Below are 24,951 nucleotides of genomic sequence, written 5' to 3'. Positions count from 1 at the left end.
AGTGGCGAGCGCACGCAGAATTCAGCTGTCGGTCGGGATCATGGTGCTGGTGGGCGTCGGCCTGCTGCTGGCCTTCGTCCTCTTCCTCACCAAGAACCGGCTCTCGGGCAACGACATGGTCCTGGAGACCTATATCCGGGAGAGCGTGCAGGGGCTCGAGGTGGGCTCGCCCGTCCGCTATCGCGGCGTCGCCGTCGGCCGGGTCACGGAGATCGGGCTCGCCGCGGCGGAGTACCGCCGGCCGGAGGGGCAGCCCTTCGCCGGCGCCTTCCAGAACGTGGTGGTGCGCTTCGCGGTGGACCTGCGGCGCACGGGCGACGTGCCCTCGCTCGACGACGCGGTGGCGCTCGGCCTTCGCGCCCGGCTGTCGAGCCAGGGCATCACCGGCGTCTCCTATATCGAGTTGGACTTCGTCGCGGATCGGGGGGCGGCCGCCCCCACCGTCCCCTGGCAGCCGCGCTACCCCTGGGTTCCGGCGGTGCCCTCCACCGTCGCGCAGGTCCAGACGGCCGCGGAGAATGTGATGCGGCAGCTGCAGGACGTCGATTTCGCAGCGCTTTTCGCCACCATCAGCGGCCTGGCGACCGACCTGCGTGACCAGGTGAAGGGCGCGGAGCTGTCCCAGGTCGTGGGCGAGGCGACCGCCCTGCTGCGCGACATCCGCCGCATCGCCCAGGAGGCCGATCTCCCGGGCGCCGTCAGCGAAATCCGCGGCACCGCCGAGTCGCTCCGCGCGACCGTGTCCTCGGAAGAGGTCCGCGGTGCCCTGGCCTCCCTGGCGGCTGCCGCACAGGACCTGCGCCGCACCGCGGCCCGCCTGCCCGCCACCGTCGCCCAGCTTGAGGCCGGGGTGCGCGGCGTGCGCGGCACCACCGGCGACCTCCAGGCCGACCTGGCCCCCCTCCTGCGCGATCTGCGCGCCACCACGGCGAACCTGCGCGAAACGACGGAGGCGCTGCGGCGCTCGCCGTCGCAAGCCATCCTGGGCGCCCCACCCCCGACCGGAGCCCGCCGATGAACCGGCGCTTTCTACTTGCCCTTCCGCTGCTGGCGGCCGGCTGCTCCGTGCTGCCGAGCCGCCCCTATCTGGAGACCCGGCGCTACGCGCTGGAGCCGCGCCGGCCGGCCGGGCCGCGCCTGTCCTCGCCCAGGGGCGCGATCCTGCTGCGCACTCTCCGCAGCGGGCCGGGCATGGAGGTGCGCGGGCTGCGCCGCGTGCGGCAGGACGGGACGCTCGACGTCGCCTTCTACGACGAATGGCTGGCCCCCCCGGCGGACCTCGTGGAAGCGGCGCTGCGCGAATGGCTCATCGCCTCCGGCACCTTCACCGCCGTGGCGGCCCCGGGCTCGCGCCTGTCCACGCCCTATATCCTGGAGGCCGAGCTGATCACCCTGCAGGCCGAGCCGGCCCAGGCCCGCGCCGGGATGACCGCGCTGCTGCTGGCCGAGGGCGTCGGCCTCGCCGATCCCCGTGTCCTGGCGCAGCGGCGCTTCGAGGTCACGACGCCGCTTCCCGCCGAGGCGACGCCGGCGGCGCAGGCGGCCGGCATGCAGGACGCACTGGGGCGCCTCTTCGGCGAGCTGGAGGGGTGGCTGGCTGCGAGCATTCCGGCCGAGGGCCGGCGGCGCTAGAGCCCTGCCCGATCGGATGGAAACATCCGGTCGGGTAACGAGGCTCGCAAGACAAAAGGCTGCAGAGCGCCGCCCGAGGGGTTATCCGCGCAGCGGGAGGCCCATGGCCTGCCGCGCGAAGCTGCGCTTGAGGAAGGGGATCCGGTTCACGGCCGCGATGCCCAGCCGCCGCGCCAGGCGCACCGGCCCGATATCGTTGGCGAAGAGCTTCTCCAGCACATGCGTCGCGCCGATCATCATCAGCGCGTCGGGCCGCCGCCGCGCCTGGTAGCGCGCCAGCAGCGCCGCAGACCCGGCGTCGGCGCCCGCCGCATGGGCCTCGGCCACCAGTTCCACCAGCGCCGTCACGTCGCGGAAGCCGATGTTCAGCCCCTGGCCGGCGATGGGGTGCATGCCATGCGCGGCGTCGCCCACCAGGGCCAGCCGGTCGGCGACGTAGCGGGTCGCGTGCATGGCCGTCAGCGGATAGTGCCAGCGCCGGCCGATCGGCTCGATGGCGCCGAGATGATCGCCGATGCGCCGGCGCAGCTCGCGGGAGAAGGCCTCGTCCGGCAGCGCCAGGAGCTTCGCGGCCGAGGCCCGCCGCTCCGTCCAGACGAAGGAGGAGGCGTGCGGCAGCACGCTGGTGCCGAAGCTGCCGAGGTCCGACAGCGGAAGCTGCGCGAAGGGGCCGGCCGGCAGGAAGAGCTCCAGCGCCCGGTTGTGGTGCGGATGCTCATGCGCGAAGGCGCCGACCATGCCGATCTGCCCGTAATCGTGCCGCGCCGTGCCGATGCCGGCCGCCTGGCGCTGCGGGCTGTTGCGGCCCTCGGCCCCCACCACCAGCTGCGCGCGGATCACGCGCCCATCGGCCAGGGTGACCTTGGCGCCCTCGGCCTCGCGGACGACCGTCGCGGTCATGGGGGCGAAGGCGTGGAGGTTTGCCATGCCGGGCAGCCGCGCATTCAGCGCCACGCGGAGCGCACGCGCCTCGACCATCCAACCGAAAGGCTCGCCGGCGACTTCGGCCGCGTCGAAATCCAGGTCGAGCCGGGACGGCGCTTCGCCCACGCGCCCGTCGGCGACCTTGATCCCCTCGATGGGGCAGGGCGTCGTCGGCAGCCTCTCCCAGATGCCCGCCTCGTCCAGCAGCCGCCGCGAGGCCAGGGCGATGGCATAGGCGCGCCCGTCGAAATGGCCGAGCTCCATGGGCGGCAGCGGCGCGGCGTCGATCACCGCGGCGGGCACGCCGCGCGCGGCCAGGGCGGCCGCGAGCGTCGCGCCCACGGGCCCCGCGCCGATGACGGCGACGACGACTTCGAGATCTGCGGAAGAGGATGCGGTCATGCCGGCATCCTACGCCATCCCGCGGCGGGCGCGGAGCCCGCGATGGCCGGCCAGCACAAGGCGGCGCGATTCTGATCCTGCCCGCCCGGAGGGCTGCCCAAAAAGAAGGCACACCCGTCGTTAAACGCCTCGTTCCCTTGGGTTTCGAAACTGGCACGGAACTTGAATAGGCATCCCGTGGTCAGCGGCCGTCCCGCCGCCGGCCGGATCATTGGAAGAGGCAGGCGGATGAAGCTCGTGATGGCAGTCATCAAGCCCTTCAAGCTCGACGAGGTGCGCGACGCGCTCACCCCGCTCGGCGTGCAGGGGCTGACCGTGACGGAGGTGAAGGGGTTCGGCCGCCAGAAGGGGCAGACCGAGATCTACCGGGGGGCGGAGTACCAGGTGAGCTTCCTGCCCAAGCTCAAGATCGAGGTCGCCGTCGACGACGCGCTGGCGGAGGCGGTGGTCGAGGCCATCGCCGGTGCCGCCCGCACCGGCAAGATCGGCGACGGCAAGATTTTCGTTCTCGACCTGGAGCGGGCGCTGCGCATCCGCACTGGCGAGACGGACGGATCGGCGCTGTGACCCGGCGCTTCGAACAACATCGGCGCGCGCCGTCGGGCGCGGTTTTGGGGAGATTACCGAACATGAAATCCTGGATGCGCGGCGCGCTCGGGGCCGCCCCGCTGCTGGCCCTCTCGATGCCGGCCTTCGCGCAGGACCCGAAGGTGGACACGGGCGACACGGCCTGGATGCTCATCTCCACGGCGATCGTCCTGATGATGACGATCCCGGGCCTCGCGCTGTTCTACGCGGGCATGGTGCGGAAGAAGAACGTCCTCTCCACGCTGGCGCAGTCCTTCGCCATCACGGCGCTGGTCTCCGTCCTCTGGGTCGTGATCGGCTACAGCCTCGCCTTCGGTGAGGGCGGTGCCTATATCGGCGACGTCTCCAAGCTGCTGCTCGGCGGCATCGCGGAGAATTGGGACAAGCCCTTCAGCCTCGGCTCGGGCCCCGACGCCGTGGCCTTCACCATCCCCGAGAGTGTGTTCGTGGCCTTCCAGGGCACCTTCGCGGTGATCACCGCCGCGCTGATCACCGGCGCCCTGGCCGATCGCATCAAGTTCTCGGCCCTCATGGTCTTCGTCGCGCTCTGGACGCTGCTGGTCTATTCGCCGGTCGCGCATTGGGTCTGGCACCCGAATGGCTGGATCTTCGGCCTCGGCGCGCTCGACTTCGCGGGCGGCACGGTCGTGCACATCAATGCCGGCGTCGCGGGCCTGGTCGGCGCGCTGATCCTCGGCAAGCGCGTGGGCTACGGCACGGAGAACCTCTCCCCCTACAACCTCGCCTTCGCGGTCATCGGCGCGGCGCTGCTGTGGGTGGGCTGGTTCGGCTTCAACGCGGGCTCGGCCGGCGGCGCGAGCGGCCGCGCGGGCATGGCCTTCCTGGTGACCAACACGGCGGCCGCCGCGGCGGCGCTGAGCTGGATGGTCGCGGAATGGGCCATCAAGGGTAAGCCCTCCGTGCTCGGCGTGATCTCGGGCGCGGTGGCGGGTCTCGTCGCCATCACGCCGGCGGCGGGCTTCGTGCTGCCGGGCGCTTCCATCCTGCTCGGCATCGTGGCGGGCCTGGCCGGCTTCTGGGGCGCGACGGCCCTCAAGCACTGGCTCGGCTATGACGACAGCCTGGACGCCTTCGGCGTGCACGGCGTCTGCGGCATCCTGGGCGCGCTGCTGACGGGCGTGCTGGCCTATGGCCCGCTCTCGGCCACGGAAGCGGCACCGGCCGGCGTGTCGGGCTCGATGGGCCAGCTGCTCATCCAGTTCCAGGCGGTGGCGGCGGTCTTCGTCTTCACGGCGGTGGCCACGGCCATCCTGCTGAAGGTCGTGGACGTGATCATCGGCCTGCGCGTGAGCGAGGAGGAGGAGCGCGAGGGCCTCGACGTCACGCAGCACGGCGAACGGCTGGGCTGAACCCTCCTACGAGGGAAAATCAGGCGCCGGGGGGAGACCTCCGGCGCCTTTTTCTTGCCGCTTGACCCGGCGCCCCGGGACGATCTTCACTGGGATCATGCGGGACATCGCGGCCCTTCCGAGGGGCGACGAAGATAGCTTGTGGGCCGTGGTGGCGACCGTGGGGCGCGCCAATCGCATCGCCGAGATTTTCCGCAGCCGGACCGCCGCCCTGGAGGACCGGGCGTGGCGCGCGCAGCAGGTGCGGGCCTATGAGGATTTCCTGCTCCGCTCGAAGCAGCCGCTGCCGCATTACTCGGTGGCGCCGATCCGTCGTTCCGACCTTCCGAAGAAATGGACGCCGCTGCCCGCGTTGGGTTTTTTGCGAGGGCAGTTCATCTGAAACGATGATTTAGAATAAATGTCGGAAACGAAAATTACATTTCCGCGTCTAATTCTACAGAAATTATATGACGGCGAAGGTCGTCTTTTTTGTTCCTACCTCCCGCATCTCTTATCCAAAATCTAATCTTGTGGACGTTCGGGGTATTTCCCTCGATCGAAATTTGTTCTGCGGACAGCGATGGGTGATCAAATTTTACTGTTAATTTCGGGGGGATTCGCATCGGAACTTCAGCAAAAACAATATATGATCCTGCCGCTTCTCGGTATATAGGAGGGGCGCCCTTGAGAATGCGCTTGTGAAACTCCAACTCCGCATGATCTATATTCACCTGTCGGTTATTATATTTTCCCGAATCTATATTCCCGACAACAAAATGGCCTGCCATTTCCGCTGGGATTTCTATATTAATTGGCTCGATTACGAGAGAATACAATTCATATTTTACAATAAGCGAATCAGAATTTTTAATATTTTCATTTGGCGAAAGAGAAAAACGAAAGGAAAATCTTCCTGTGTGGGTTGGCGGCACCATAATTGGCAAAATATTCGTTTTATCTATTTTCTCATAATATTTATCAAGTCTGCTTATACACGGAACAGAATAGAATCCGATTACGCTAAATTCAGTTAATTTATATAACGGATCAATGTATGTTATGTGTGGTTTTGACGTGCCATTTTTGTAGTAATTTACCTGTCCGGTGACATGGCAAGTAAATTTCCCATGATGGACTATTTCGCCGACTTTTTCTGGGTCTATTTCTATGTTTCCATGCCTTAAAGTTAATCCACCAGATTTTAGTGAGGGCTGACGATCAATAATTATCAATATCGAACCGTCAGGCCTCGCCTCAAGACGTAACAGACGATAATATATGTTTTCTTTTTTGAAGAATAATGGGTGTCGTAAACATTTATATTTTCTAATACATGTGCTGGCCGCCATTGATCGACAGCGTCGACCCCGTGACGAAATCCGCATCATCCGCGGTGAGGAACAGCACGCCGCGCGCGATGTCCTGCGCGGTGCCGAGGCGCCCGCGCGGGATGCGCGCGATGATCTTCTCCAGCACTTCCGGCGGCACGGCGCGCACCATCTCGGTATCGACGTAGCCGGGCGCGATCGCGTTCACGGTGATCTGCGCGCGCGCGCCTTCCTGAGCCAGCGCCTTCGTGAAGCCGTGGATGCCCGATTTCGCGGCGGCGTAGTTCACCTGGCCGTACTGGCCCGCCTGCCCGTTGATCGAGCCGATATTCACGATGCGCCCGAACTTGCGCGCGCTCATGCTGTCCCAGACGGCCTTGCAGAGATTGTAGCAGGAGCCGAGGTTGGTATCGATCACCTCGTCCCACATCTTGCGGTCGAGTCGCTTCATCACCGCGTCGCGCGTGATGCCGGCATTGTTCACCAGGATCTCGACCGGCCCGTGCTCGACCTCGATCTTCGCGATCGCCGCCACGCATTGATCGAAGTCGGAAACGTCGAACTTGATGCAGGGGATACCCGTGCGCTCGGTGAAGGCCTGGGCGGCGGCGTCGTTGCCGGCGTAATTCGCGACGACCTTGCGGCCTGCTGCCTGCAGGGCCTCGCTGATCGCAGCGCCGATGCCGCGCTGACCACCAGTCACCAATGCCACACGTACCATGTCGCGTTCCTCCCGCTCGATCGCGTGGCGAAGCCGCCTGTGTCGTTGCGCGATCTTACCTGCAAGCTGTAGCGAATGGCCTGCGGCGAAACCAGACATTCGTCGTGCGCTGCGGCGAGGACGGGACGCGGCGTCAATCCGCCGGTCGCCTCGGCATGGAAAGACGTTTTGATGACCTGCCCACGCACTGCCGCGCAGGCGTCACGCCGCGCGCATCATCCGCGCCGGAGCTGGAAGAGCGCCTGCTCCCCGAAGAGGTTGGCGAGGCGCACGGAGCGGCGCCACGGCGCCTTCAGCCCCTTCTCGTCCACGGCAAGCCAGTGCTCGATCACGTAGCCCTCCATCTCCGCCAGCGCGAGGAAGTCGAGGATGGTGCAGGGGTGGATGTTGGGCGTCTCGTACCAGGGGCGCGACCAGGTCTCGGTGTCCGGCATGCGGCCGCCGAAGAGCAGCTTCAGCCGCATCTCCCAATGGCCGAAATTGGGAAAGCTCACGATCGCGTGGCGGCCGATGCGCAGCATCTGGCGCAGCACCTCGCGCGGCTTCTCGACGGCCTGCAGCGTGCGGCTCAGCACGACGTAGTCGAAGGCCTGGTCGGGATAGAAGGCGAGGTCGTTGTCGGCATCGCCATGGATCACGGCGAGGCCCTGGGACACGGCTTCGGTCGCGGCCTGCATGTCGATCTCGATGCCGCGCGCATCCACGCCCTTGGTGGCGAGCTGCGCCATCAGCGCGCCGTCGCCGCAGCCGATATCCAGAACGCGGACATTGGGCGGAATCATCTCCGCGATGAGCCGCAGGTCGAGCCGCATGTTTTTCGCGACGTATTGGACGGGCGCCTCGGGCATTGGTCAGCGCGTCTCCGGCCAGATGTCGGCTTCCGTCCAGCCGAGCTCGGCGAAGTCGCCGGCGCGCAGCGGCGCCTCGCCAACCGAGAAGAACTCGTCGAGCTGCGGCGGCTTCACGGAAGTGCCGGAGAGCATGGCATGCACCTGCCCGCGATGATGGATGTCGTGCTCGAAGCAATGCAGCAGCAGCCGGTCCGCGCGCTCGCGCTGGATGCGCGTGCCGCGATGCACCTCGACGATGCGGCCGGGATCGTCCAGCGCCTCGCACCAGGCGAGGAGACGGCGGTCCAGCTCCCCTTGCGCGCGATGCAGCTCGGCCGCCGTCGCGCAGGGAAGCGGGTCGGCGAAGGCGGCGGGGCCGAGCGTGCCGCCCTCCATCGCGTCCACGTAGAAGCGGCCGACGACCAGGATGTGGTTCAGCGTCGCCTTGATGGAGGGGAAGAAGCTCGTGCGCGTCGCCTCGAACTCCTCTTGCGACAGCCGCGCGCAGGCCTTCAGCAGCCGGTGGTTCGCCCAGGCGTTGTTGCGCGCCTGGGCGGCGAAATAGACCGTTGCGGGATAGGCGCTCATACGCCCAGGGCCCGGGCTGCGCCGGCGAGAAAGCCGCCCATCGCGCGGTGGAATTCCGGCTCGTCGAGCAGGAAGGCGTCGTGGCCCTTGTCGGTCGGGATCTCGATGAAGCTGACCGGCGCCGCGGCGGCATTGAGCGCGCGGACCAGCGCGCGGCTCTCGCTCGTGGGGAAGAGCCAGTCCGAGGAGAAGCTCGCCACGAAGAAGCGCGTGGGCGTGTTGGCGAAGGCCGCGGTCACGCTGCCGTGCTCGTTCGCCAGGTCGAAATAGTCCATCGCACGGGTGATGGTGAGGTAGGAGTTCGCGTCGAAGCGGCGCACGAAGGTGCTGCCCTGGTGGCGCAGGTAGCTCTCGACCTGGAACACGTCCTCGAGGAAGGTCACCGCCGAGGCGCCCTGCAGCCGCCGCCCGAATTTCCGCGTGAGCGCGGCTTCGGAAAGATAGGTGATGTGCGCGACCATGCGCGCCACCGACAGGCCCTGGGCCGGGATGCGCCCGTCCTCCCAGTAGCGGCCGCCCTTCCAGTCGGGGTCGGAGTGGATGGCCGCGCGGCCCACCTCGTGGAAGGCGATGTTCTGCGCCGAATGATGCGTCGCGGCGGCGATGGGGGCGGCGGCGAAGACGGCCTCCGGATAGGTCGCCGCCCATTCCAGCACCTGCATTCCGCTCATGGAGCCGCCGATCACCGCCAGCAGCCGGTCGACGCCCAGCTTCTCCACCAGCTTCTTCTGCGCCCGGACCATGTCGCAGATGGTGACGCTGGGGAAATCCGTGCCCCAGGGGCGGCCCTGCGGCACGCCGTTCTCGTCCGTCATCTCCTCGCCCGGGCCGGTGGAGCCCATGCAGCCGCCCAGCACATTGGCGCAGATGACGAAGAAGCGGTCCGTGTCGACCGGCTTGCCCGGGCCCACCAGCGCCTCCCACCAGCCGCCCCGGCCGGTCAGCGGCTGGCGCTCGGCCACGTATTGGTCGCCGGTCAGCGCATGGCAGACCAGGACGGCGTTGCTCCGCGCGGCGTTCAGCGTGCCATAGGTCCGATAGGCGACGGAAAGGGGCCGCAGCACCGCGCCGCAATCCAGCGTGACCCCTTCGGGAAACACGGCCCGCTGATGCTCGATCACCGGAAAGGGGGCGGTCTGCTCCATGCCTGAGGGGAGATAAGGCCTGCCCCCGGGGGCCGCAACGTGTCGGCCGGGCCACACCTTCTGTCGTGGCGCCTTGGCGCGACGCGGCGGCGCGGCTATGCGTCATGTCACCCATGCCCGACGCCCCGACGCCCAGCGCGACCCCCCGCGACACCGCCCTCGACAACCTCGCCGCCGTGCGCGCGGAGATCGACGCGCTCGACGACGCCCTTCAGGATATCCTGATCCGTCGCTCCGAGGTGGTGCATCGCCTGGCCAGCGGCGGCGCGAAGCCCACGGGGACGGTGCTGCGCCCCGGACGCGAGGCCGCGATCCTGCGGCGCCTCCTCGGACGGCACAGCGGTCCCCTGCCGCCGACCGCCCTGGTGCGTCTTTGGCGTGAGCTCTTCGCCAGCTCCGTGGCTCAGCAGAGCCAGTTCTCGATCGCCCTGCCCGCCGATCCGGCCCTGGGCCGGCTGGCGGCGGAGCATTTCGGCGTCAACACGCCGCAGCGCCAGCACCCCTCGCTCCACGCGGCCCTCGCCGCCCTTGGCTCCCGGGATGCGAGCATCGCCATCCTTCCCTGGCCACATGAGAGCGACCGCAACGCCGAGGAATGGTGGGCGCATTTCGACCCCACGCACCTCTCGGTGATCGCCCGCCTGCCCTTCTACAGCGACCGCGAGCCGCCGCTGGAGGCCGCCGTGATCGGCCTGCACTCGGCTGATCCTTCCGGCCATGACGCCACGCTGCTGCGCCTCGAGGTCCAGGGCGAGCCGAGCCGGGCCGCGCTGGCGACCCTCTCGGGCACCGGGCGCGTCGTCGCCATGCGGCGCGAGGAAGGCTTCACCCGCGCGCTGATCGAGACCATGGGCGAAGCCCCGCCCGACGCCGTCATCCTCGGCCGCTATGCCGTGCCCGAACGAGGAGCGAAGACATGAACGCCCTTAACCCCCGTCCCTCCATCCTCTCGATCGAGCCCTATATCGGCGGCGAGTCGAAGATCCCGGGCGTGAACCGGATCGTGAAGCTCTCCAGCAACGAGGGCGCCTTCGGGCCGCCGCCGGCCGCCATGGAGGCCTATGCGGCCCTGGCGAAGGAGCTGCACCGCTATCCGGACGGCAATGCGACGGCGCTGCGCGAGGCCATCGGCGCGCGCTTCGGCCTCGACCCCGCCCGCATCGTCTGCGGCAACGGCTCGGACGAGCTGCTGGCCTATCTGATCCTCGCCTATGGCGGCGAGGGCACCGAGCTGATCATGTCGGCCCACGGCTTCACCATGTACGACCTGACCGGCCGCTATGCCGGCTGCCAGGTCATCAAGGTGCCCGAGAAGAACCTCACCGCCGATGTGGACGGGATCCTCGCCGCGGTCGGCCCGCGGACGCGCATCGTCTGCCTGGCCAACCCGAACAACCCGACCGGCACGCTGCTGCCCAATGCCGAGGTGCGCCGCCTGCGCGCCGGCCTGCGCGGCGATATCCTGCTGGTGCTGGACGCGGCCTATGCCGAATACGTGACCGAGCCGGACTTCGATCCCGGCCAGGCCCTGGTGGATGCCAGCGGCAACACGGTCATGACGCGCACCTTCAGCAAGATCTTCGGCCTCGGCGGCGCGCGGCTCGGCTGGGCCTATATGCCGAAGCAGGTCATGGACGTGGTCGGCCGCATCCGCGGGCCCTTCAACGTGAACGCCCCGGCCCAGGCCGCCGGTATCGCGGCCCTGGCGGAGAAGGGCTGGCTCGAGAAGTCGGTCGCGCACAACACCGAATGGCGCGGCAAGCTCAGCGCGGCGCTGGAGGCGGCGGGCATCAAGGTCTGGCCAAGCCACTGCAACTTCTTCCTGGCCGATTTCGGCGCGCCGGAGAAGGCGAAGGCGGCCGATGCCTATCTGCGTCAGCGCGGCCTGATCGTGCGCGCCATGGGCGCCTACGGCCTCGCCCAGTGCCTGCGCATCACCGTGGGCACCGCCGAGGAATGCACCCTGGTCGCGGAGGCGCTGACGGCCTTCATGCGCGATGGGGGCTGAACCCCTCTTCGACCGGCTCTGCCTGATCGGCGCGGGCCTCATCGGCGGTTCCATCGCCCGCCGCGCGCGGGAGACGGGCGCCATCGCCCGCGAGGTCGTGGTCAGCGCCCGCAGCGCCAGCACCCTGGCCCGCGTGCGTGAGCTCGGCTTCGCGGACCGCGTGGAGGAAGATCCGGCCCAGGCCGTCGAGGGTGCCGACTGCGTGATCCTCTGCGTGCCCGTCGGCGCCTATGCCGGGGTGATGGCGCAGATCGCGCCGCACCTGAAGCCGGGCGCCATTCTCAGCGACGTGGGCTCCACCAAGGGCTCCGTCCTGCGCGACCTGCAGCCGCTGCTGCCCGAGGGCGTGCACCTCGTCCCCGCCCATCCCATGGCCGGCACCGAGTTCTCCGGCCCGGATTCCGGCTTTTCCGCCCTCTTCGAGGGCCGCTACACCATCCTGACACCGCCCGAGGGCACCGACCCGGCCGCCATCGCCACGCTGCGCGAGATGTGGCACCGCTGCGGCGCCATGATCGAATGCATGGACGCGGCGACGCATGACAAGGTCGTGGCCATCGTCTCGCACCTGCCGCACCTCATCGCCTTCACCATCTGCGGCACGGCCGACGACCTCTCGGAAGAGACGCGCGAGAGCGTGCTGAAATTCGCCGCCTCCGGCTTCCGCGACTTCACGCGCATCGCCGGCAGCGACGTGGCCATGTGGCGCGACGTCTTCCTGAACAACCGCCCGGCGGTGCTGGAGATGCTGGCTCGCTTCACCGAGGACGCGCAGGCTTTCGGTCGCGCCATCCGCTGGGGCCAGGAGGACTTCATCGTCGACCGCATCGAGCGCGGCCGGAAGATCCGCAAGGAACTGATCGAGCACAAGCAGGCCTGAGGCCCGGCGCAGGTTCTTCCTGCGCCGGCGGGCGCCGAAGCCCATATCCTGCGGGAAACAGCCGACGGTTCCCGCCGATGCCCCACTCCCATTTCACCGCCGAGGACAGGGCGGAGCTCCTGGCGCTGCGCGCCCAGCGGCCGGCCCGCAGCCTGCGCCCGCCCGGCTCCAGCACCGGCCAGCGCGTCGCCGACTGGGTGGCGGCAACCGTTGGTTCCTGGCGCTTCATCATCATCCAGAGCGGTCTGTTGGTGGTCTGGATCGTGCTGAACGTCACGGGATACGTCCTGCGATGGGATCCCTACCCGTTCATCCTGCTGAACCTCGCCCTGTCCTTCCAGGCGGCCTACACCGCGCCCATCGATCATGATGAGCCAGAACCGGCAATCGGAGATCGACCGCCGGAACGCCGAGTTCGACTACAAGGTGAACGTGAAGGCCGAGCTCGAGATCGAGGCGCTGCACGCGAAGCTTGATTCGCTCCGCGAGCAGGAGATCGTGAAGATGCTGGCGATCATCGAGAAGCTCTCCGCCCATCTGACGGAGCATCGCGCGGGAGAGGAATGATCCCGGCGGAGACGGAGCGCCTAGGCGCTCCGCGTCGCGGTCAGGCGCCAGGTCGGGTCCTTCTGGGACACGTCGCGCTGGAAGGTCCAGATATCGACCACCTCGGTCACCGCATCGGCGCCGGCGACGATCTCCTGGTTGCGCGTGGTGATGTTCACCTGGTCGGAGACGAAGCGCACCGTCACCTCGGCGACATTGCCGTTCAGCGCCGCGTCCTCGACGCCGATCTCCTGCATGGCGCGGATCTCGGTGCGCTGCTGCTCGCCCGCATTCTCGCGGGCCGTCACTGCCTGCTCGAAGCCGGCATAGGTGTCGTCGGAGAGCAGGCTGCGCAGGGTCTGGCGGTCGCCCTGGGCGAAGGCCGAGACGACCATGCGGAAGGCACCCTCGGCGCCGTCCAGGAAGGCCTCGGCGTTGAAGGCGGGATCGGCCGCGGCGATGCGTGACAGGTTCTGGCCCGCGGCGCTCGACGTGGGCGGCACGACGCGGCGTGCGCCATCCGTCCGCGGCAGCGGCACGATATCGTCGTTCACGTTCTCGACGCGGGTGGAACGAGCCTCCGGCACGCCAGGCGCGGCCGGCGGACGCTCATAGCCCTGGCGCTTGCCCAGCACGCTGCGCAAGCGCAGGACCAGGAAGGCCGCGACCATCGCGAACAAGATCAGATCGATGGGAAAACCGCCCTGCATCAACACCTCCAGGCTTCTCTACTTAGGCGGTGCATGGCCCCGCTGCAATGTCTCGTTGGGTAAAGACCCGCTTGCCCACTCCCCGGATCACCGGCTACGCCTCGGAGCATGATCTTCCTGCGCCACGGACAGAGCGAGTTCAACCTCCACTTTTCGGCGACCCGGGTCGACCCCGGAATCGTCGATCCCCGGCTGACGCCGCTGGGCCATGAGCAGGCGGCGCAGGCCGCCGAGGTGCTGGCCGGGCGCGATATCCGCCGGATCATCGTCTCTCCCTACACCCGCGCGCTCGAAACCGCGACGCCGATCGGCCGCCGGCTGGGCCTGCCGCTCACGGTGACGCCGACGGTGCGCGAGCGCTACGCCTTCGTCTGCGACGTCGGCTCGCCCATCAGCCAGCTCCGCGCCGACTGGCCGGACGTGGCCTTCCACGCCCTCGACGAGGTGTGGTGGCCCGCCATCGAGGAGCCGCAGGAGCAGATCATGGAGCGCGCGGCCCTGTTCCGGGCCGAGATGGCGGCGCTGGACGACTGGGCGCACACGCTGGTCGTCTCGCATTGGGGCTTCATCCTTGCCTTCACCGGCAAGTCGGTGACGAATGGCGAGATCCTCGAGGCCGACCCGACCATCGGCCCGCCGCGGGAGCTCGCCTGGCGGCACTGAGGCGCCGAGCCCGCCACAGGGCGCGCGCCTGACGGCCCGCCCCGCTGGCGGCGCGGGGAAGCTTGGCTAAGCTGCGGCCATCAAGGGGTTCCGCACTTGCCGCTCTGGGTCTTCATCACCCTCTCCGCCGCGCTGTTCCAGTGCTGGCGCACCGCCCTCCAGCAGCGCCTTCGCGGCCAGCTTTCCCTCAATGGGGCGGCGGTCGTACGCTACCTCTACGGCGTGCCCTTCGGCCTCATGATCCTGCTGACCTACTGGCTGATCATGGGGGGAAGCTTCGGGCCGGTGAACCTCGGCTTCATCGGCCTCTGCGCCCTGGCCGGCATCGGGCAGATCTTCGGCACCAACCTGCTGATCTCCTCCTTCGGTCCGCGCGGCTTCGCCGTGGGCACGGCCTATTCGAAGACGGAGGCGGTCCAGGCCGCGGTCATCGCCGTCATCCTGCTGGGCGAGGTGCTTCCCGCCCTCTCCTGGCTCGGCATCGCGGTCAGCCTCTCGGGCGTGATGTATCTGAGCCTGGCGGGGCGCGGCCTGAAGGGGGCGGATATCCTGCGGGCCACGACGCAGCCGGCGGCGCTCTGCGGCATCGGCGCGGGCTTCTGCTTCGCGCTGACCTCGATCTTCATCCGCAAGGCGAACATGACCCTGCCGGGCGAGGATGCGATCCTGAAGGCGCTCTTCTCGGTCGTGGTTACCAACGTCATCCAGACGCTGCTGCAGGGCGGCTGGCTCCTGCTCCGCGAGCCGAAGCAGCTGCTGGCCGTCTTCCGCACCTGGCGGAACTCGATGCAGGTCGGCGCGCTGTCGGCCTTCGGCTCCAGCTGCTGGTTCGTGGGCTTCTCGCTGGCGCCGGTCGCGATGGTGCGCGCGGTGGGCCAGTCGGAGATCATCTTCACCTTGCTGTTCAGCCGCTTCTTCCTCGGCGAGCGCCTGAAGACGAAGGACGTGCTGGGTGCGCTGACCCTGGTTTCCGGCGTGGTGCTGGTGCTGGTCGGCGCCCTCAGATGAAGGCGGCGCGGCGCTGCGGGTCGCGGATATCCCCGAGTTTCGGAAAATCGCATGCCGCTGAATGGGTCGCCGGCGCGTTCTACCCGGTGAGGGGCTCCCCCTCCCTCGGAGACGTCCATGAAGATCGCCCAGATCGCCCCGCTCGCCGAGGCATGCCCCCCCAAGTTCTACGGCGGTACCGAACGGATCGTCGCCTACCTGACCGACGAGCTCGTCCGGCAGGGACATGAGGTGACGCTCTTCGCGAGCGGTGATTCCAGGACGAATGCGACGCTCGTGCCCTGCACGGAGATGGCGCTGCGGCTGAACCCGGCGGTCAAGGACTTCATTCCCTACCACGTCCTCATGCTGGAGGAGGTGCGGAAGCGCTTCGACGATTTCGACGTGCTGCACTTCCACACGGACATCTTCCACTACCCGCTGATCCGCGACTTCGCGGACCGCACCCTGACCACGCTGCACGGTCGCCTCGACATGCCGGACCTGCAGCCCTTCTTCCGCACCTTCTCCGAGGTGCCGCTGGTCTCCATCTCGGACGACCAGCGCCGTCCGATGCCGCCGGTGAACTGGGCTGGCACCGTCTATCACGGGCTGCCGGCCGACCTGCTGCCCTACAAGGCGCGCGGGGCGGGCGGCTACCTCGCCTTCCTGGGCCGTATCTCACCCGAGAAGCGGCCGGATCGCGCCATCGAGATCGCCGCGCGATCGGGGCAGGAGTTGCGCATCGCGGCCAAGGTGGACCGGGTGGACCAGGCCTATTGGGACGAGACGATCGCGCCGCTCATCGCCGCGCATGACAACGTCCATTACATCGGCGAGATCAACGAGCAGCAGAAGGCTGAGTTCCTCGGCAATGCGCGCGCGCTGGTCTTTCCCATCGACTGGCCAGAGCCCTTCGGCCTCGTGATGATCGAGGCCATGTCCTGCGGCACGCCGGTCATCGCCTTCAACTGCGGCTCCGTGCCCGAGGTCATCGACCACGGCATGTCGGGCTTCATCGTGAACGGCATGGACGAGGCGGTGGAGGCGGTCGGGCAGCTCGACCATATAAGCCGTTCCCAGGTCCGGGCCTGCTTCGAGGAGCGCTTCTCGGCCTCGCGCATGGCGTCTGACTACGTGCGCATCTACCGCGATCTCGCGGGTGCCCGGCGCAACGCGGCACGGCTCCGGCGCCTGAGGGGCGACGATCTCGACCTGCAGGTCGTCGCCTGAGCGGCCCCGTGAACGAAAAAGGCAGCGGCGAGACCGTCGCGCAGGGCGGCCCTCCCGCCAATGCCTCGCCGGTCGCGCAGTTCTTCGTCCCCGCCGCCGCTTCCCTGCAGGAGCGGCGCCCGCGGATCCTGAAGCATGACGACACCTTCGCGCTCTTCGACCACAATGGCGATGCGCATGCCGGGCCCGGTAGCCCGGAGGGCGTCTATCACCGCGACACGCGGCACCTGTCCCACCTCTACCTCACGCTCGACGGCGCGCGGCCCATGTTGCTGAGCTCCACGCTGCGGGAGGACAACGCCACCCTCACCTGCGACCTCACCAATCCCGATCTCTTCGATGCCAATGGGGCGATGGTGCTGGGCCATGACCTCGTTCATCTGCGGCGCTCCCGCTTTCTCTGGAACGCGACGAGCTTCGAGCGGCTGGTACTGCGCAACTACGACGAGGAGACGCGCAAGGTCTCGGTCGAGCTCGCCTTCGAGGCGGACTTCGCCGACCTCTTCGAGGTACGGGGCACGGCGCGGGAGAAGCGCGGCGAGATGCACGCGCCTGAGGTCAGCGGCAACCACGTCACGCTGAGCTACACCGGCCTCGACAAGGAGCGGCGAACGACGCTGCTCGCCTTCGATCCCCTGCCCACGCGCCTCACGGGAAACCGCGCCGTCTTCGAGATCGAGCTGGCGCCGCGCGCGACCCAGGCGCTTTTCCTGGAAGTGGATTGCGGCTCGGAAGGGCTGCGCAACCTGCCGCCCCGGCGCGCTTTCTTCACCGGCCTGCGCGACGCGCGGCGCGCGCTGCGCAACGCTTCCTCGCGCGCTGCATCGATCGTCAGCTCCAACGAGATCTTCAACGAGGCGGCGCGCCGCTCCGTCGCGGACCTCTACATGCTCATGACCGAGACGCCGGAGGGGCCCTACCCCTATGCCGGCATTCCCTGGTTCAGCGCCGTCTTCGGCCGCGATGCGATCATCACGGCGCTGGAAACGCTGTGGATGGACCCGGCCATCGCCCGCGGCGTGCTGGGGCATTTGGCGGCGAACCAGGCCACGGCGGTCGATCCGGCCGCGGACGCGGAGCCGGGGAAGATCCTGCACGAGGTGCGGCACGGCGAGATGGCCCAGCTCGGCGAGGTGCCCTTCCGCCGTTACTACGGCAGCGTCGATTCCACGCCGCTCTTCGTCATGCTGGCCGGCGCCTATCTGCGGCGCACGGCCGATCTGGTGACGGTACGGCGGATCTGGCCGAACCTGCAGGCCGCCCTGTCCTGGATCAGCGACTACGGCGACCGCGACGGCGACGGCTTCGTCGAATACGGGCGCCAGACGGATGACGGCCTGATCAACCAGGGCTGGAAGGACAGCCACGATTCCGTCTTCCACGCGGATGGCACGCTCGCGAAGGGGCCTATCGCGCTGGCAGAGGTGCAGGCCTATGTCTACGGCGCCTGGCAGTCGGCCGCCGAGATCGCGCATCGGCTGGGCTTCGCTGATCTCGCTGCGGAGTACGAGGGCTTGGCGGCGAAGTTGCGCAAATCCTTCGACGCGCATTTCTTCGACAAGGCGCTGGGCACCTACGTCATCGCACTGGACGGGCAGAAGAAGCCGTGCCGCGTGCTGACCTCCAATGCCGGGCACGTCCTGCTCACCGGCCTCGCCCTGCCGGAGCGCGCGAAGTCCGTGGTCGACACGCTGATGTCGCCCTGCTTCTTCTGCGGTTGGGGCGTGCGGACGGTGGCGGCGACGGAAGCGCGCTACAATCCGATGAGCTACCACAACGGCTCGGTCTGGCCGCACGACAATGCACTGATCGCGGCGGGCTTCGCGCGCTACGGCTTCAAGCGCGAGGCGGTGAGGATCTTCGAGGGCATGTTCGGCGCCTCGACCTATATCGACCTGCGCCGGCTGCCCGAGCTCTTCTGCGGCTTTCCGCGGCAGCGCACCCAGGGGCCGACCTTCTATCCCGTGGCCTGTGCGCCGCAGGCCTGGGCGGCGGGGGCGCCCCTGTTGATGATGCAGGCTTGCCTCGGCCTCGGCTTCGACCCCGAGCAGTCGCGCATCACTTTCGAGGAACCCGCCTTGCCGGATTTCCTGGATGAGGTGACGCTGCGCAACCTCGCCATCGACGGCCGGTCGGTCGACGTCAATCTGCGGCGCTCCGGCACGCAGGTGTTGGTCGACGTGACGGACCGGCGGGGGCCGATCCGCGTGATGGCGACGAGCTGAGGGGGGCGCTGCCCCCCTCGTTTCCGTTCAGCGGAAGAGGCTGAGGATCTGCTCCGGCTGGACCTCTTCCAGCGTCTTCGGGGACCATTCGGGCTTGCCGTCCTTGTCCACGAGCACGCTGCGCACGCCCTCGCGGAAGTCGGGATGGTCGTGCACCACGCTGCGCGTCAGCTTCAGCTCCTCGTCGAGGCAGCCGCGCAGGTCCAGCTTGGCGCCGCGGCGCAGCAGCTCCAGCGAGACGCTGAGGCTGGTCGGCGACATGCGGCGCAGGGTCTTGATCTGGGCGGCGGACCACTCGGTGTCCTCAGCCTCCAGCGCATCGATGATGCCGAGCATGCTGTCCATCGAGAAGCAGCGGCCGATGGCTTCCATGTGCGGGGCGAAGCTGGGCTCCGGCGCCGGCTCGGCGAACTGGTCGACGACCTTGGCGTCGCCGGTCTCGACCAGGGCGGCGCGCAGCGCGGCCATCTTCTCGCGCGGGACGAAATGGGTGGCGAGGCCGGCATGCACCGCATCGGCGCCGCTCAGCCGCGCGCCGGTCAGCGCGAGCCAGGTGCCGACCGAGTTGGGCAGGCGCGGCAGGATGTAGCTGGTGCCGACATCGGGGAAGAGCGCGATGGCGGTCTCCGGCATGGCGAGCAGCGCGTGCTCGCTCACCACGCGCGGGCCGTTATGGATGGCGAGGCCGATGCCGCCACCCATGCAGACGCCGTCGATCAGCGAGACCCAGGGCTTGGGGAAGAGGGCGATGCCCTCGTTCACCGCATATTCCTCGGTGAAGAAGGCGGCGACCGGCGCGCGGTCGCCGGCGATGGCCGCCTCGCGGACGGCGCGCACGTCGCCGCCGGCGCAGAAGGCCCGGCCACCCGCGCCCTCGAGGATGACCAGCTTGACCGAGGCGTCGTCCTTCCACTCGGCGATGGCCCTGGCGAAGTCCCGGATCATGCCGATATCCAGCGCGTTCAGGGCCTTGGGCCGGTTCATCAGGAGAGTGCCGGCGGCGCCTTCGCGGTTCAGGATCAGGCTGGCTTCGCTCATCTTGGGTCCTCGGAATGTGGTTTGCCCGCCGGTAGCGCGGGGGGGCGGGCGTGGCAAGCCGGCCCGGCCATCCGGGATTTAACCCGGGATGCCGCCCTGGGCCGTCTATAGGTGTTTCGCTGGCAGGCCTCGGTGCCGCCCCTCAAGCAGGAGACGAGATATGAGCATCCTTCGACGCCGCGGACTGCTTCTCAGCGCGGCTGGACTTGGCCTTGCCGCACTGTCCCGCCCCTCCTTCGCGCAGGCGCCGACACCGCCCTCCGGGCCCTTCACCCTGCCCCAGCTCGGCTATGGCTTCGACAAGAACGAGGCCGCCATCGACGCGCGCACGATGGAGCTGCATTGGCGCTTCCACCACCAGGCCTATGTCAACGGCCTGAACGCCGCCGTCGCCGGCCAGGACGCCCTGGCGCGCCTGCCGCTGGACGAGCTGGTGATGCAGGTGAGCCAGGCGCCCGAGGCGCTGCGCACCCGCCTGCGCAACTTCGGCGGCGGCCATGCCAACCACACGATGTTCTGGGAGATCATGGGCGGCGCTGGCGGCGAGCCCACGGGCCCGCTGAAGGCCGCCATCGACCGCGACCTGGGCGGCTTCGGCGACTTCAAGAACCGCTTCAATGCCGCGGCGATGGGCGTCTTCGGCTCGGGTTGGGCCTTCGTCACGGTGACGCGCGAGGGCCGGCTGGCGCTGACGACGAAGCCGAACCAGGACAGCCCGCTGATGGACGGCCAGCGCGCGCTGATGGGCAACGACGTCTGGGAGCACGCCTACTACCTGCGCTACCAGAACCGCCGGAACGAATATGTCGGCAAGTGGTGGGATGTGCTGGACTGGGCGAAGATCGGCGCACGCTACCAGGCGGCGACGGCGGGCACGCTGAAGGTCTGACCCCTCGCAGGCAGGCGGCCAGAGCGCGTAGCCCTGGCCGGTGAAGGGGGCCTGAGCCCCCTTTCTTCTTACTTCGCCTTCCAGGCGGTGAAGTGCGGCGCTTCCTTGCCGATCCGGTTCTCCATCTTCACCAGGCAGCCGGCCTTGCCGACGGCGGCGAGGAACTCGCCCCAGGCGGGGTCGGCCGCCATGGCGGTGCGGCGCTGCTCGCGGTCGCCCTGGTCCTTATAGGCCCAGAGATGGACGACGGTGTTCAGCTCGCCCTCCACGGTCGTGTACCAGCCCAGGCAGTTCTCCAGATACTTGGTCTGCAGCGGCCAGGCCTTCTCCTCGTAGAGCTTCACGAACTCATTCATGCGGTTCGGCAGGCAGGTGTAGATGCGGATGTCGACGATCATGTGACGGTTCCCCGGTGGAAAGCGCGCATCATCCCCGGCACGCGGGTCCTGTCTACTCCGCCCCCGGCCGAGGCGGTCAGCCAGGCAGGGAATAGTCCTTGAACTGCCGCTTCAGCTCCGCCTTCCACAGCTTGCCCGTGGCCGTCAGGGGCAGCGTCTCCACGAACTCCACGCGGTCGGGCATCCACCATTTCGCGACCTTGCCCTCCAGCACCGCCAGGATGCTCTCGGCCGTGGGCTCCGTGCCCGGCCGCGCCACGACCAGCAGCAGCGGCCGCTCGTCCCATTTCGGGTGATGCACCGGGATGGCGGCGGCCAGCGCCACGTCCGGATGTGCCAGCGCCAGGTTCTCGAGCGTGATGGAGCTGATCCATTCGCCGCCCGACTTGATGACGTCCTTCGCGCGATCGACGATCTCGATCTCCCCCAGCGCGTCGATCGTCACCACGTCGCCGGTGCGGAACCAGCCATCGGGCGTGAAGGCCGGGTCGTTGTCGCGGTGGAAGTAGCTGCCGGCGACCCAGGGGCCCTGGACCTCCAGCTCGCCGAAGGCCACGCCGTCCTCCGCGATGGGCTGGCCGTCGCCATCCAGCACGCGGAAATCCACGCCGAAGAGGGCACGGCCCTGCTTGCGGCCGTAGTCGAGCTGGCGGTCTTCGTCCCAGCCGGCATTCTCGGGCTTGAGCGCGTTGAGGCTGCCGAGCGGACTCATCTCCGACATGCCCCAGGCATGCAGGATCGGCACGCCGTATTCCTTCAGGAAACCCGCCGTGACCGCGACGGGCAGCGCCGTGCCACCCACCACCAGCCGCGGCGGCTTCGCGAAGCGGCGGGAGGGATCCTCGCGCAGCCATTGCAGCATCAGCGTCCAGATCGTCGGCACGCCGGCGGAGAAGGTGACACCCTCGGTCTCGAACAGCTTGAACAAGCTGGCGGGATCCAGCTTCGGCCCCGGCAGCACGAGCGAGGCGCCGGCCATGGGCGCCGCATAGGGAATGCCCCAGGCGTTCACGTGGAACATGGGCACCACCGGCATCGCCACATCCACCGCCGCCAGCGCGAAGGCGTCGGGCTGGATGGCGCCCATGGCGTGCAGCACGGTGGAGCGGTGCGAGTAGAGCACGCCCTTCGGCATGCCCGTCGTGCCCGAGGTGTAGCAAAGCGAGGAGGCGGAGCGCTCGTCGAAGGAGGGCCAGGTGTAGTCGCCCGATTCCGCGGCGCAGAGCGCGCCCTGCTCCAGCACTTCCACGGGCAGGTCCGGCACGGCGGCGGGACGCATCAGCACGACGGCGCGCACCGAGGCGGGCAGGCGACCGGCCACCGCCACCAGCGCCGGCAGCACCGCGGGGTCGACGAAGACCAGGACGTCCTGCGCATCCTCGAGGATATAGGCGATCTGGTCGGCGAAGAGGCGCGGATTGACCGTGTGCAGCACCGCGCCCATGCCCGAGACGGCGTAGTAGAGCTCGAGGTGCTCGCGGGAGTTCCAGCCGAGCGTCGCGACGCGGTCGCCCGGCTTCACGCCGAGGCGCGTCAGCGCCTGGGCCAGCCTGGCGGCGCCGAGGGCGACGTCAGGCCAGCCTGCGCGGCTCGCAACGCCTTCCGGATCGACGGAGACGATCTTGGCGCCACGATGATGCCGCGCCGCGTGGCGCAGGATCGACGAGACGAGGAGCTGGTGCTCCTGCATCAGGCCGCGCATGTGAACCTCCCTGAAAGTCCTTTGTTGGGAGCATCATGGCGGCCCGATGGGGCGAAAGCTAGCGCCGCGGCGCCATCTCGCGGTCCATGATCACCTGGCCGCCGGTGGTGATCTGGCCGCGCGTGAAGTTCATCGGGCCGATGGCGGTATCAGGCACGCCCGACGAGCCCGGCGAGGTGTCGAGCGAGTCGCAGGCGCCGAGCGCGAGGGCCAGCAGCAGGGGAAGGGCAAATTTCATCGCAGTCTACTCCGCACGAAGGTTGGCGCTGCGGATCAGGTCGCCCCACATGGTGGTCTCGCGGGCGAGCAGGTCACGCAGATAGGCGGCGTCGCCGGTGACCAACTCTACACCCTGCTCCGCCATCCGGGAACGCAGGGCGGGATCTTCCGTCGCGGCGTTCAGCGCGGCGCTCAGCTTCCGGACCACGGGCTCCGGCGTGCCGACGGGCGCGAAGAGGCCCTGCCAGAACACCGCCTCGAAGCCGGGCACCGTATCGGCGACGGGCGGCAGGTCCGGCACCAGCGTGTTGCGCGTGGTGGAGGAGATGGCGAGGCCGCGTGTCTGGCCCTCGCGCAGCGTCGGAATCGCCTCCAGCAGGGCCTGGAACATCGCGTGGATGCGGCCGGCGCGCAGCTCGATCAGCGCGGGCGTGCCGCCGCGGAAGGGAACGTGCACCACGTCGAGATTGGCGCGGGAGGCGAGCAGCGCCTGCGCCAGGTGGTTCACCGCGCCCGTGCCGCTGCTGCCGAAATTCACCTTGCCCGGATTGGCGTGGCAATAGGCGATGAACTCCGCCGTGTTGCGCACCGGCAGGCTGGGATGCACATGCAGCGCGAAGGCCGAACGGAAGATCATGCCGACGGGCACCAGCTCGCGCATCGGCTCACGCGGGGTGAGGCTGGGCTGCAGCCCCGGATTGATCGCGAGGGTCGAGGTGCCCATCAGCAGCGTGTAGCCATCGGGCCGCGCCTGCGCGACGTAGGTATTGGCGACGGCGGTGGCGGCGCCCACGCGATTCTCGATCACCACGGGCACGCCGAGCTCGCGCCCCATCCGCTCGGCGACGGCGCGACTCGTGACGTCTGTGACGCCGCCCGGCGCGTAGCCCGAGGCGATGGCGACGGCGCGCGAGGGGTAGGCTTCCTGCGCCGAGGCAGGCAAAGCGAGCAAAGCGGGCGCGGCCAGCAGGGCGCGGCGTGAATTCATGGCCATCCTCCAAGTGTCTTCTTGCGGCGGAGGGTGTCTGTCATCAGGCCTCCGCGCAACTGCCATCTGGATGAAACACAAGGCGTCTAAGCCCCGCGCCATGCGATGGGGGACCCGATGCTCGAAATCCAAGGCCTGACGCGCCGCTTCGGCCAGAAGAAGGCCGTGGACGGCGTTTCCCTGCAGATACCCGCGGGCCAGATGGTCGGCGTGATCGGGCGTTCGGGCGCGGGCAAGTCCACCCTGCTGCGGCTCCTCAACCGCCTGGCCGAGCCCAGCGAGGGGCGGATCCTCTTCAACGGGAAGGACGTGACCGCGCTGCGCGGCCGCGCTCTGCGCGACTGGCGTACCGACTGCGCGATGATCTTCCAGCAGTTCAACCTGGTGCAGCGCCTCGACGTGCTGACCAACGTGCTGATCGGCCGGCTGAACCACCGGCACGGCATGATGGCGAAGATCGGCTCGCTGCTCTGCCATTTCTCGCCGGAGGAGCGCGCGATGGCCCTCGCCGCGCTGGACCGCTTCGACCTGCTGTCCACCGCGCTCCAGCGCTCCGACACGCTGTCGGGCGGGCAGCAGCAGCGCGTCGCCATCTGCCGCGCGCTGATGCAGCAGCCGCGCCTTCTTCTCGCCGATGAGCCGATCGCCAGCCTCGATCCGCGCAACGCGCGCACGGTGATGGACGCGCTGACGCAGGTGAACCGCGACGGCATCACCGTTCTGGTGAACCTTCATCACCTCGATACCGCGCGCGAATATTGCGACCGCGTCGTGGCGATGCAGCAGGGCCACGTCGTCTTCGACGGCCCGCCTTCCGAGCTGAACTCGGCCCGCATCACGCAGATCTATGGCCTCACCGAGGCCGAGTTCCAGGCGGAGGCCGCCGCGGCCGTGAACGCCCGTTCCGAATTCGAGTTCCCGCGCCAGCCGGCGCTGGCCTGACCCTGCTCACGGA

At 68.5% G+C, this 24,951-nt stretch carries 27 protein-coding genes and 1 pseudogene; 16 read left to right on the top strand and 12 right to left on the bottom strand.

Features of this window, described 5'->3' with window-relative positions; translation table 11 throughout:
• The first annotated feature begins 1 nt into the window (after position 1).
• Together KHU32_RS04465 and KHU32_RS04460 are read left to right on the top strand one after the other, a co-directional pair.
• Positions 2 to 1,018 carry an MlaD family protein gene (locus tag KHU32_RS04465; RefSeq protein ID WP_213668815.1) on the top strand — a complete coding sequence of 339 codons (1,017 nt, stop codon included), beginning with the start codon at positions 2 to 4 and terminating at the stop codon, positions 1,016 to 1,018.
• Positions 1,015 to 1,632 (top strand): ABC-type transport auxiliary lipoprotein family protein, encoded by a 618-nt coding sequence (locus KHU32_RS04460; protein ID WP_213668814.1) that lies wholly within the window; start codon positions 1,015 to 1,017, stop codon positions 1,630 to 1,632. Before KHU32_RS04465 ends, KHU32_RS04460 begins: the two co-directional genes overlap by 4 nt.
• Before the next feature lie 81 nt (positions 1,633 to 1,713).
• Here KHU32_RS04460 and KHU32_RS04455 read toward each other — a convergent pair whose 3' ends face one another.
• The gene (locus KHU32_RS04455) at positions 1,714 to 2,958 is read right to left on the bottom strand and encodes an FAD-dependent monooxygenase (RefSeq protein WP_213668813.1); all 1,245 of its coding nucleotides are present in this window, start codon (positions 2,956 to 2,958) and stop codon (positions 1,714 to 1,716) included.
• A gap of 228 nt (positions 2,959 to 3,186) precedes the next feature.
• On the opposite strand from KHU32_RS04455, the gene KHU32_RS04450 reads away from it, so the two are divergent.
• From KHU32_RS04450 to KHU32_RS04440, 3 genes are all read left to right on the top strand, one after another.
• The gene (locus KHU32_RS04450) at positions 3,187 to 3,525 is read left to right on the top strand and encodes a P-II family nitrogen regulator (protein ID WP_213668812.1); all 339 of its coding nucleotides are present in this window, start codon (positions 3,187 to 3,189) and stop codon (positions 3,523 to 3,525) included.
• Between the two features lie 62 nt (positions 3,526 to 3,587).
• Entirely contained in the window at positions 3,588 to 4,916 is a 1,329-nt protein-coding gene (locus KHU32_RS04445; RefSeq protein ID WP_213668811.1) for an ammonium transporter, read from the top strand.
• A 97-nt stretch (positions 4,917 to 5,013) separates the two neighbouring features.
• The gene (locus KHU32_RS04440; protein ID WP_213668810.1) at positions 5,014 to 5,298 is read left to right on the top strand and encodes a hypothetical protein; all 285 of its coding nucleotides are present in this window, start codon (positions 5,014 to 5,016) and stop codon (positions 5,296 to 5,298) included.
• Positions 5,299 to 5,332: 34 nt separating this feature from the next.
• On the opposite strand, the gene KHU32_RS04435 is transcribed toward KHU32_RS04440, so the two are convergent.
• The 5 genes from KHU32_RS04435 to metX all read right to left on the bottom strand — a co-directional run bounded on the left by KHU32_RS04435 (position 5,333) and on the right by metX (position 9,510).
• Positions 5,333 to 6,247 (bottom strand): hypothetical protein, encoded by a 915-nt coding sequence (locus KHU32_RS04435; RefSeq protein WP_213668809.1) that lies wholly within the window; start codon positions 6,245 to 6,247, stop codon positions 5,333 to 5,335.
• Positions 6,225 to 6,947, bottom strand: a complete 723-nt coding sequence (gene phbB / locus KHU32_RS04430) for an acetoacetyl-CoA reductase (protein ID WP_213668808.1) — start codon at positions 6,945 to 6,947, stop codon at positions 6,225 to 6,227. Before phbB ends, KHU32_RS04435 begins: the two co-directional genes overlap by 23 nt.
• Positions 6,948 to 7,162: 215 nt before the next feature.
• On the bottom strand, positions 7,163 to 7,759 hold the full coding sequence (gene metW / locus KHU32_RS04425; protein ID WP_213669665.1) for a methionine biosynthesis protein MetW: 597 nt from the start codon (positions 7,757 to 7,759) through the stop codon (positions 7,163 to 7,165).
• Between the two features lie 39 nt (positions 7,760 to 7,798).
• Entirely contained in the window at positions 7,799 to 8,365 is a 567-nt protein-coding gene (locus tag KHU32_RS04420; RefSeq protein ID WP_213668807.1) for a DinB family protein, read from the bottom strand.
• A complete protein-coding gene (gene metX, locus KHU32_RS04415) occupies positions 8,362 to 9,510 on the bottom strand; it encodes a homoserine O-acetyltransferase MetX (protein ID WP_213668806.1) in 1,149 nt (382 codons plus the stop codon). The genes KHU32_RS04420 and metX overlap by 4 nt, the downstream gene beginning before the upstream one ends.
• 113 nt (positions 9,511 to 9,623) lie before the next feature.
• On the opposite strand from metX, the gene KHU32_RS04410 reads away from it, so the two are divergent.
• The 5 genes and pseudogenes from KHU32_RS04410 (at position 9,624) to KHU32_RS23005 (ending at position 12,965) form a co-directional block, all read left to right on the top strand.
• On the top strand, positions 9,624 to 10,430 hold the full coding sequence (locus KHU32_RS04410) for a chorismate mutase (RefSeq protein ID WP_213668805.1): 807 nt from the start codon (positions 9,624 to 9,626) through the stop codon (positions 10,428 to 10,430).
• Positions 10,427 to 11,518 carry a histidinol-phosphate transaminase gene (gene hisC / locus KHU32_RS04405; RefSeq protein WP_213668804.1) on the top strand — a complete coding sequence of 364 codons (1,092 nt, stop codon included), beginning with the start codon at positions 10,427 to 10,429 and terminating at the stop codon, positions 11,516 to 11,518. The genes KHU32_RS04410 and hisC overlap by 4 nt, the downstream gene beginning before the upstream one ends.
• The gene (locus KHU32_RS04400; protein WP_213668803.1) at positions 11,508 to 12,398 is read left to right on the top strand and encodes a prephenate/arogenate dehydrogenase family protein; all 891 of its coding nucleotides are present in this window, start codon (positions 11,508 to 11,510) and stop codon (positions 12,396 to 12,398) included. The genes hisC and KHU32_RS04400 overlap by 11 nt, the downstream gene beginning before the upstream one ends.
• A 77-nt stretch (positions 12,399 to 12,475) precedes the next feature.
• Positions 12,476 to 12,748 (top strand): annotated as a pseudogene (locus KHU32_RS23515) (DUF1003 domain-containing protein); the annotation flags it as partial.
• Positions 12,749 to 12,764: 16 nt separating this feature from the next.
• The gene (locus KHU32_RS23005; protein WP_249680546.1) at positions 12,765 to 12,965 is read left to right on the top strand and encodes a DUF1003 domain-containing protein; all 201 of its coding nucleotides are present in this window, start codon (positions 12,765 to 12,767) and stop codon (positions 12,963 to 12,965) included.
• A 20-nt stretch (positions 12,966 to 12,985) separates the two neighbouring features.
• Here the strand turns inward: KHU32_RS23005 and KHU32_RS04390 are convergent, their stop codons facing one another.
• The gene (locus tag KHU32_RS04390; protein WP_213668802.1) at positions 12,986 to 13,654 is read right to left on the bottom strand and encodes a Tim44/TimA family putative adaptor protein; all 669 of its coding nucleotides are present in this window, start codon (positions 13,652 to 13,654) and stop codon (positions 12,986 to 12,988) included.
• 108 nt (positions 13,655 to 13,762) lie between these two features.
• On the opposite strand from KHU32_RS04390, the gene KHU32_RS04385 reads away from it, so the two are divergent.
• The 4 genes from KHU32_RS04385 (at position 13,763) to KHU32_RS04370 (ending at position 18,762) form a co-directional block, all read left to right on the top strand.
• Positions 13,763 to 14,317, top strand: a complete 555-nt coding sequence (locus KHU32_RS04385) for a histidine phosphatase family protein (protein ID WP_213668801.1) — start codon at positions 13,763 to 13,765, stop codon at positions 14,315 to 14,317.
• A gap of 96 nt (positions 14,318 to 14,413) precedes the next feature.
• Complete coding sequence (locus KHU32_RS04380) at positions 14,414 to 15,325, top strand: DMT family transporter (protein ID WP_213668800.1); 912 nt, start codon at positions 14,414 to 14,416, stop codon at positions 15,323 to 15,325.
• Positions 15,326 to 15,442: 117 nt separating this feature from the next.
• Positions 15,443 to 16,537: a glycosyltransferase family 4 protein gene (locus KHU32_RS04375; RefSeq protein ID WP_213668799.1), complete on the top strand. Its 1,095-nt coding sequence runs from the start codon at positions 15,443 to 15,445 to the stop codon at positions 16,535 to 16,537.
• Between the two features lie 8 nt (positions 16,538 to 16,545).
• Positions 16,546 to 18,762: an amylo-alpha-1,6-glucosidase gene (locus KHU32_RS04370; protein WP_213668798.1), complete on the top strand. Its 2,217-nt coding sequence runs from the start codon at positions 16,546 to 16,548 to the stop codon at positions 18,760 to 18,762.
• Between the two features lie 27 nt (positions 18,763 to 18,789).
• Here KHU32_RS04370 and KHU32_RS04365 read toward each other — a convergent pair whose 3' ends face one another.
• Positions 18,790 to 19,800 carry an enoyl-CoA hydratase/isomerase family protein gene (locus tag KHU32_RS04365; protein ID WP_213668797.1) on the bottom strand — a complete coding sequence of 337 codons (1,011 nt, stop codon included), beginning with the start codon at positions 19,798 to 19,800 and terminating at the stop codon, positions 18,790 to 18,792.
• Positions 19,801 to 19,960: 160 nt separating this feature from the next.
• On the opposite strand from KHU32_RS04365, the gene KHU32_RS04360 reads away from it, so the two are divergent.
• Positions 19,961 to 20,689 carry a superoxide dismutase gene (locus KHU32_RS04360; protein ID WP_213668796.1) on the top strand — a complete coding sequence of 243 codons (729 nt, stop codon included), beginning with the start codon at positions 19,961 to 19,963 and terminating at the stop codon, positions 20,687 to 20,689.
• Positions 20,690 to 20,757: 68 nt separating this feature from the next.
• Here the strand turns inward: KHU32_RS04360 and KHU32_RS04355 are convergent, their stop codons facing one another.
• The 4 genes from KHU32_RS04355 to KHU32_RS04340 all read right to left on the bottom strand — a co-directional run bounded on the left by KHU32_RS04355 (position 20,758) and on the right by KHU32_RS04340 (position 23,996).
• Positions 20,758 to 21,087 (bottom strand): NIPSNAP family protein, encoded by a 330-nt coding sequence (locus KHU32_RS04355; RefSeq protein ID WP_213668795.1) that lies wholly within the window; start codon positions 21,085 to 21,087, stop codon positions 20,758 to 20,760.
• Positions 21,088 to 21,163: 76 nt separating this feature from the next.
• Positions 21,164 to 22,789, bottom strand: a complete 1,626-nt coding sequence (locus tag KHU32_RS04350) for a long-chain-fatty-acid--CoA ligase (RefSeq protein ID WP_249680545.1) — start codon at positions 22,787 to 22,789, stop codon at positions 21,164 to 21,166.
• A gap of 58 nt (positions 22,790 to 22,847) precedes the next feature.
• A complete protein-coding gene (locus tag KHU32_RS04345; RefSeq protein WP_213668794.1) occupies positions 22,848 to 23,027 on the bottom strand; it encodes a hypothetical protein in 180 nt (59 codons plus the stop codon).
• Positions 23,028 to 23,033: 6 nt separating this feature from the next.
• Positions 23,034 to 23,996, bottom strand: a complete 963-nt coding sequence (locus tag KHU32_RS04340; protein ID WP_213668793.1) for a Bug family tripartite tricarboxylate transporter substrate binding protein — start codon at positions 23,994 to 23,996, stop codon at positions 23,034 to 23,036.
• A 117-nt stretch (positions 23,997 to 24,113) separates the two neighbouring features.
• On the opposite strand from KHU32_RS04340, the gene phnC reads away from it, so the two are divergent.
• On the top strand, positions 24,114 to 24,938 hold the full coding sequence (phnC, locus tag KHU32_RS04335; RefSeq protein WP_213668792.1) for a phosphonate ABC transporter ATP-binding protein: 825 nt from the start codon (positions 24,114 to 24,116) through the stop codon (positions 24,936 to 24,938).
• Positions 24,939 to 24,951: the final 13 nt, after the last annotated feature.

The organism is Roseococcus pinisoli (genome assembly GCF_018413645.1).
Taxonomy (GTDB): domain Bacteria; phylum Pseudomonadota; class Alphaproteobacteria; order Acetobacterales; family Acetobacteraceae; genus Roseococcus; species Roseococcus pinisoli.
The sequence above is the reverse complement of the archived record's forward strand: the minus strand, read 5'-3'. Positions and strand labels throughout refer to the sequence as shown.

Bases quoted from the DNA above. Each gene is read 5' to 3' on its own strand.
- KHU32_RS04460 (WP_213668814.1), top strand. From the start codon at position 1,015: ATGAACCGGCGCTTTCTACTTGCCCTTCCGCTGCTGGCGGCCGGCTGC.
- KHU32_RS04455 (WP_213668813.1), bottom strand. From the start codon at position 2,958: ATGACCGCATCCTCTTCCGCAGATCTCGAAGTCGTCGTCGCCGTCATC.
- KHU32_RS04450 (WP_213668812.1), top strand. From the start codon at position 3,187: ATGAAGCTCGTGATGGCAGTCATCAAGCCCTTCAAGCTCGACGAGGTG.
- KHU32_RS04445 (WP_213668811.1), top strand. From the start codon at position 3,588: ATGAAATCCTGGATGCGCGGCGCGCTCGGGGCCGCCCCGCTGCTGGCC.
- KHU32_RS04440 (WP_213668810.1), top strand. From the start codon at position 5,014: ATGCGGGACATCGCGGCCCTTCCGAGGGGCGACGAAGATAGCTTGTGG.
- KHU32_RS04435 (WP_213668809.1), bottom strand. From the start codon at position 6,247: ATGGCGGCCAGCACATGTATTAGAAAATATAAATGTTTACGACACCCA.
- phbB (WP_213668808.1), bottom strand. From the start codon at position 6,947: ATGGTACGTGTGGCATTGGTGACTGGTGGTCAGCGCGGCATCGGCGCT.
- metW (WP_213669665.1), bottom strand. From the start codon at position 7,759: ATGCGGCTCGACCTGCGGCTCATCGCGGAGATGATTCCGCCCAATGTC.
- KHU32_RS04420 (WP_213668807.1), bottom strand. From the start codon at position 8,365: ATGAGCGCCTATCCCGCAACGGTCTATTTCGCCGCCCAGGCGCGCAAC.
- metX (WP_213668806.1), bottom strand. From the start codon at position 9,510: ATGGAGCAGACCGCCCCCTTTCCGGTGATCGAGCATCAGCGGGCCGTG.
- KHU32_RS04410 (WP_213668805.1), top strand. From the start codon at position 9,624: ATGCCCGACGCCCCGACGCCCAGCGCGACCCCCCGCGACACCGCCCTC.
- hisC (WP_213668804.1), top strand. From the start codon at position 10,427: ATGAACGCCCTTAACCCCCGTCCCTCCATCCTCTCGATCGAGCCCTAT.
- KHU32_RS04400 (WP_213668803.1), top strand. From the start codon at position 11,508: ATGGGGGCTGAACCCCTCTTCGACCGGCTCTGCCTGATCGGCGCGGGC.
- KHU32_RS23005 (WP_249680546.1), top strand. From the start codon at position 12,765: ATGATGAGCCAGAACCGGCAATCGGAGATCGACCGCCGGAACGCCGAG.
- KHU32_RS04390 (WP_213668802.1), bottom strand. From the start codon at position 13,654: ATGCAGGGCGGTTTTCCCATCGATCTGATCTTGTTCGCGATGGTCGCG.
- KHU32_RS04385 (WP_213668801.1), top strand. From the start codon at position 13,763: ATGATCTTCCTGCGCCACGGACAGAGCGAGTTCAACCTCCACTTTTCG.
- KHU32_RS04375 (WP_213668799.1), top strand. From the start codon at position 15,443: ATGAAGATCGCCCAGATCGCCCCGCTCGCCGAGGCATGCCCCCCCAAG.
- KHU32_RS04365 (WP_213668797.1), bottom strand. From the start codon at position 19,800: ATGAGCGAAGCCAGCCTGATCCTGAACCGCGAAGGCGCCGCCGGCACT.
- KHU32_RS04360 (WP_213668796.1), top strand. From the start codon at position 19,961: ATGAGCATCCTTCGACGCCGCGGACTGCTTCTCAGCGCGGCTGGACTT.
- KHU32_RS04355 (WP_213668795.1), bottom strand. From the start codon at position 21,087: ATGATCGTCGACATCCGCATCTACACCTGCCTGCCGAACCGCATGAAT.
- KHU32_RS04350 (WP_249680545.1), bottom strand. From the start codon at position 22,789: ATGCGCGGCCTGATGCAGGAGCACCAGCTCCTCGTCTCGTCGATCCTG.
- KHU32_RS04345 (WP_213668794.1), bottom strand. From the start codon at position 23,027: ATGAAATTTGCCCTTCCCCTGCTGCTGGCCCTCGCGCTCGGCGCCTGC.
- KHU32_RS04340 (WP_213668793.1), bottom strand. From the start codon at position 23,996: ATGAATTCACGCCGCGCCCTGCTGGCCGCGCCCGCTTTGCTCGCTTTG.
- phnC (WP_213668792.1), top strand. From the start codon at position 24,114: ATGCTCGAAATCCAAGGCCTGACGCGCCGCTTCGGCCAGAAGAAGGCC.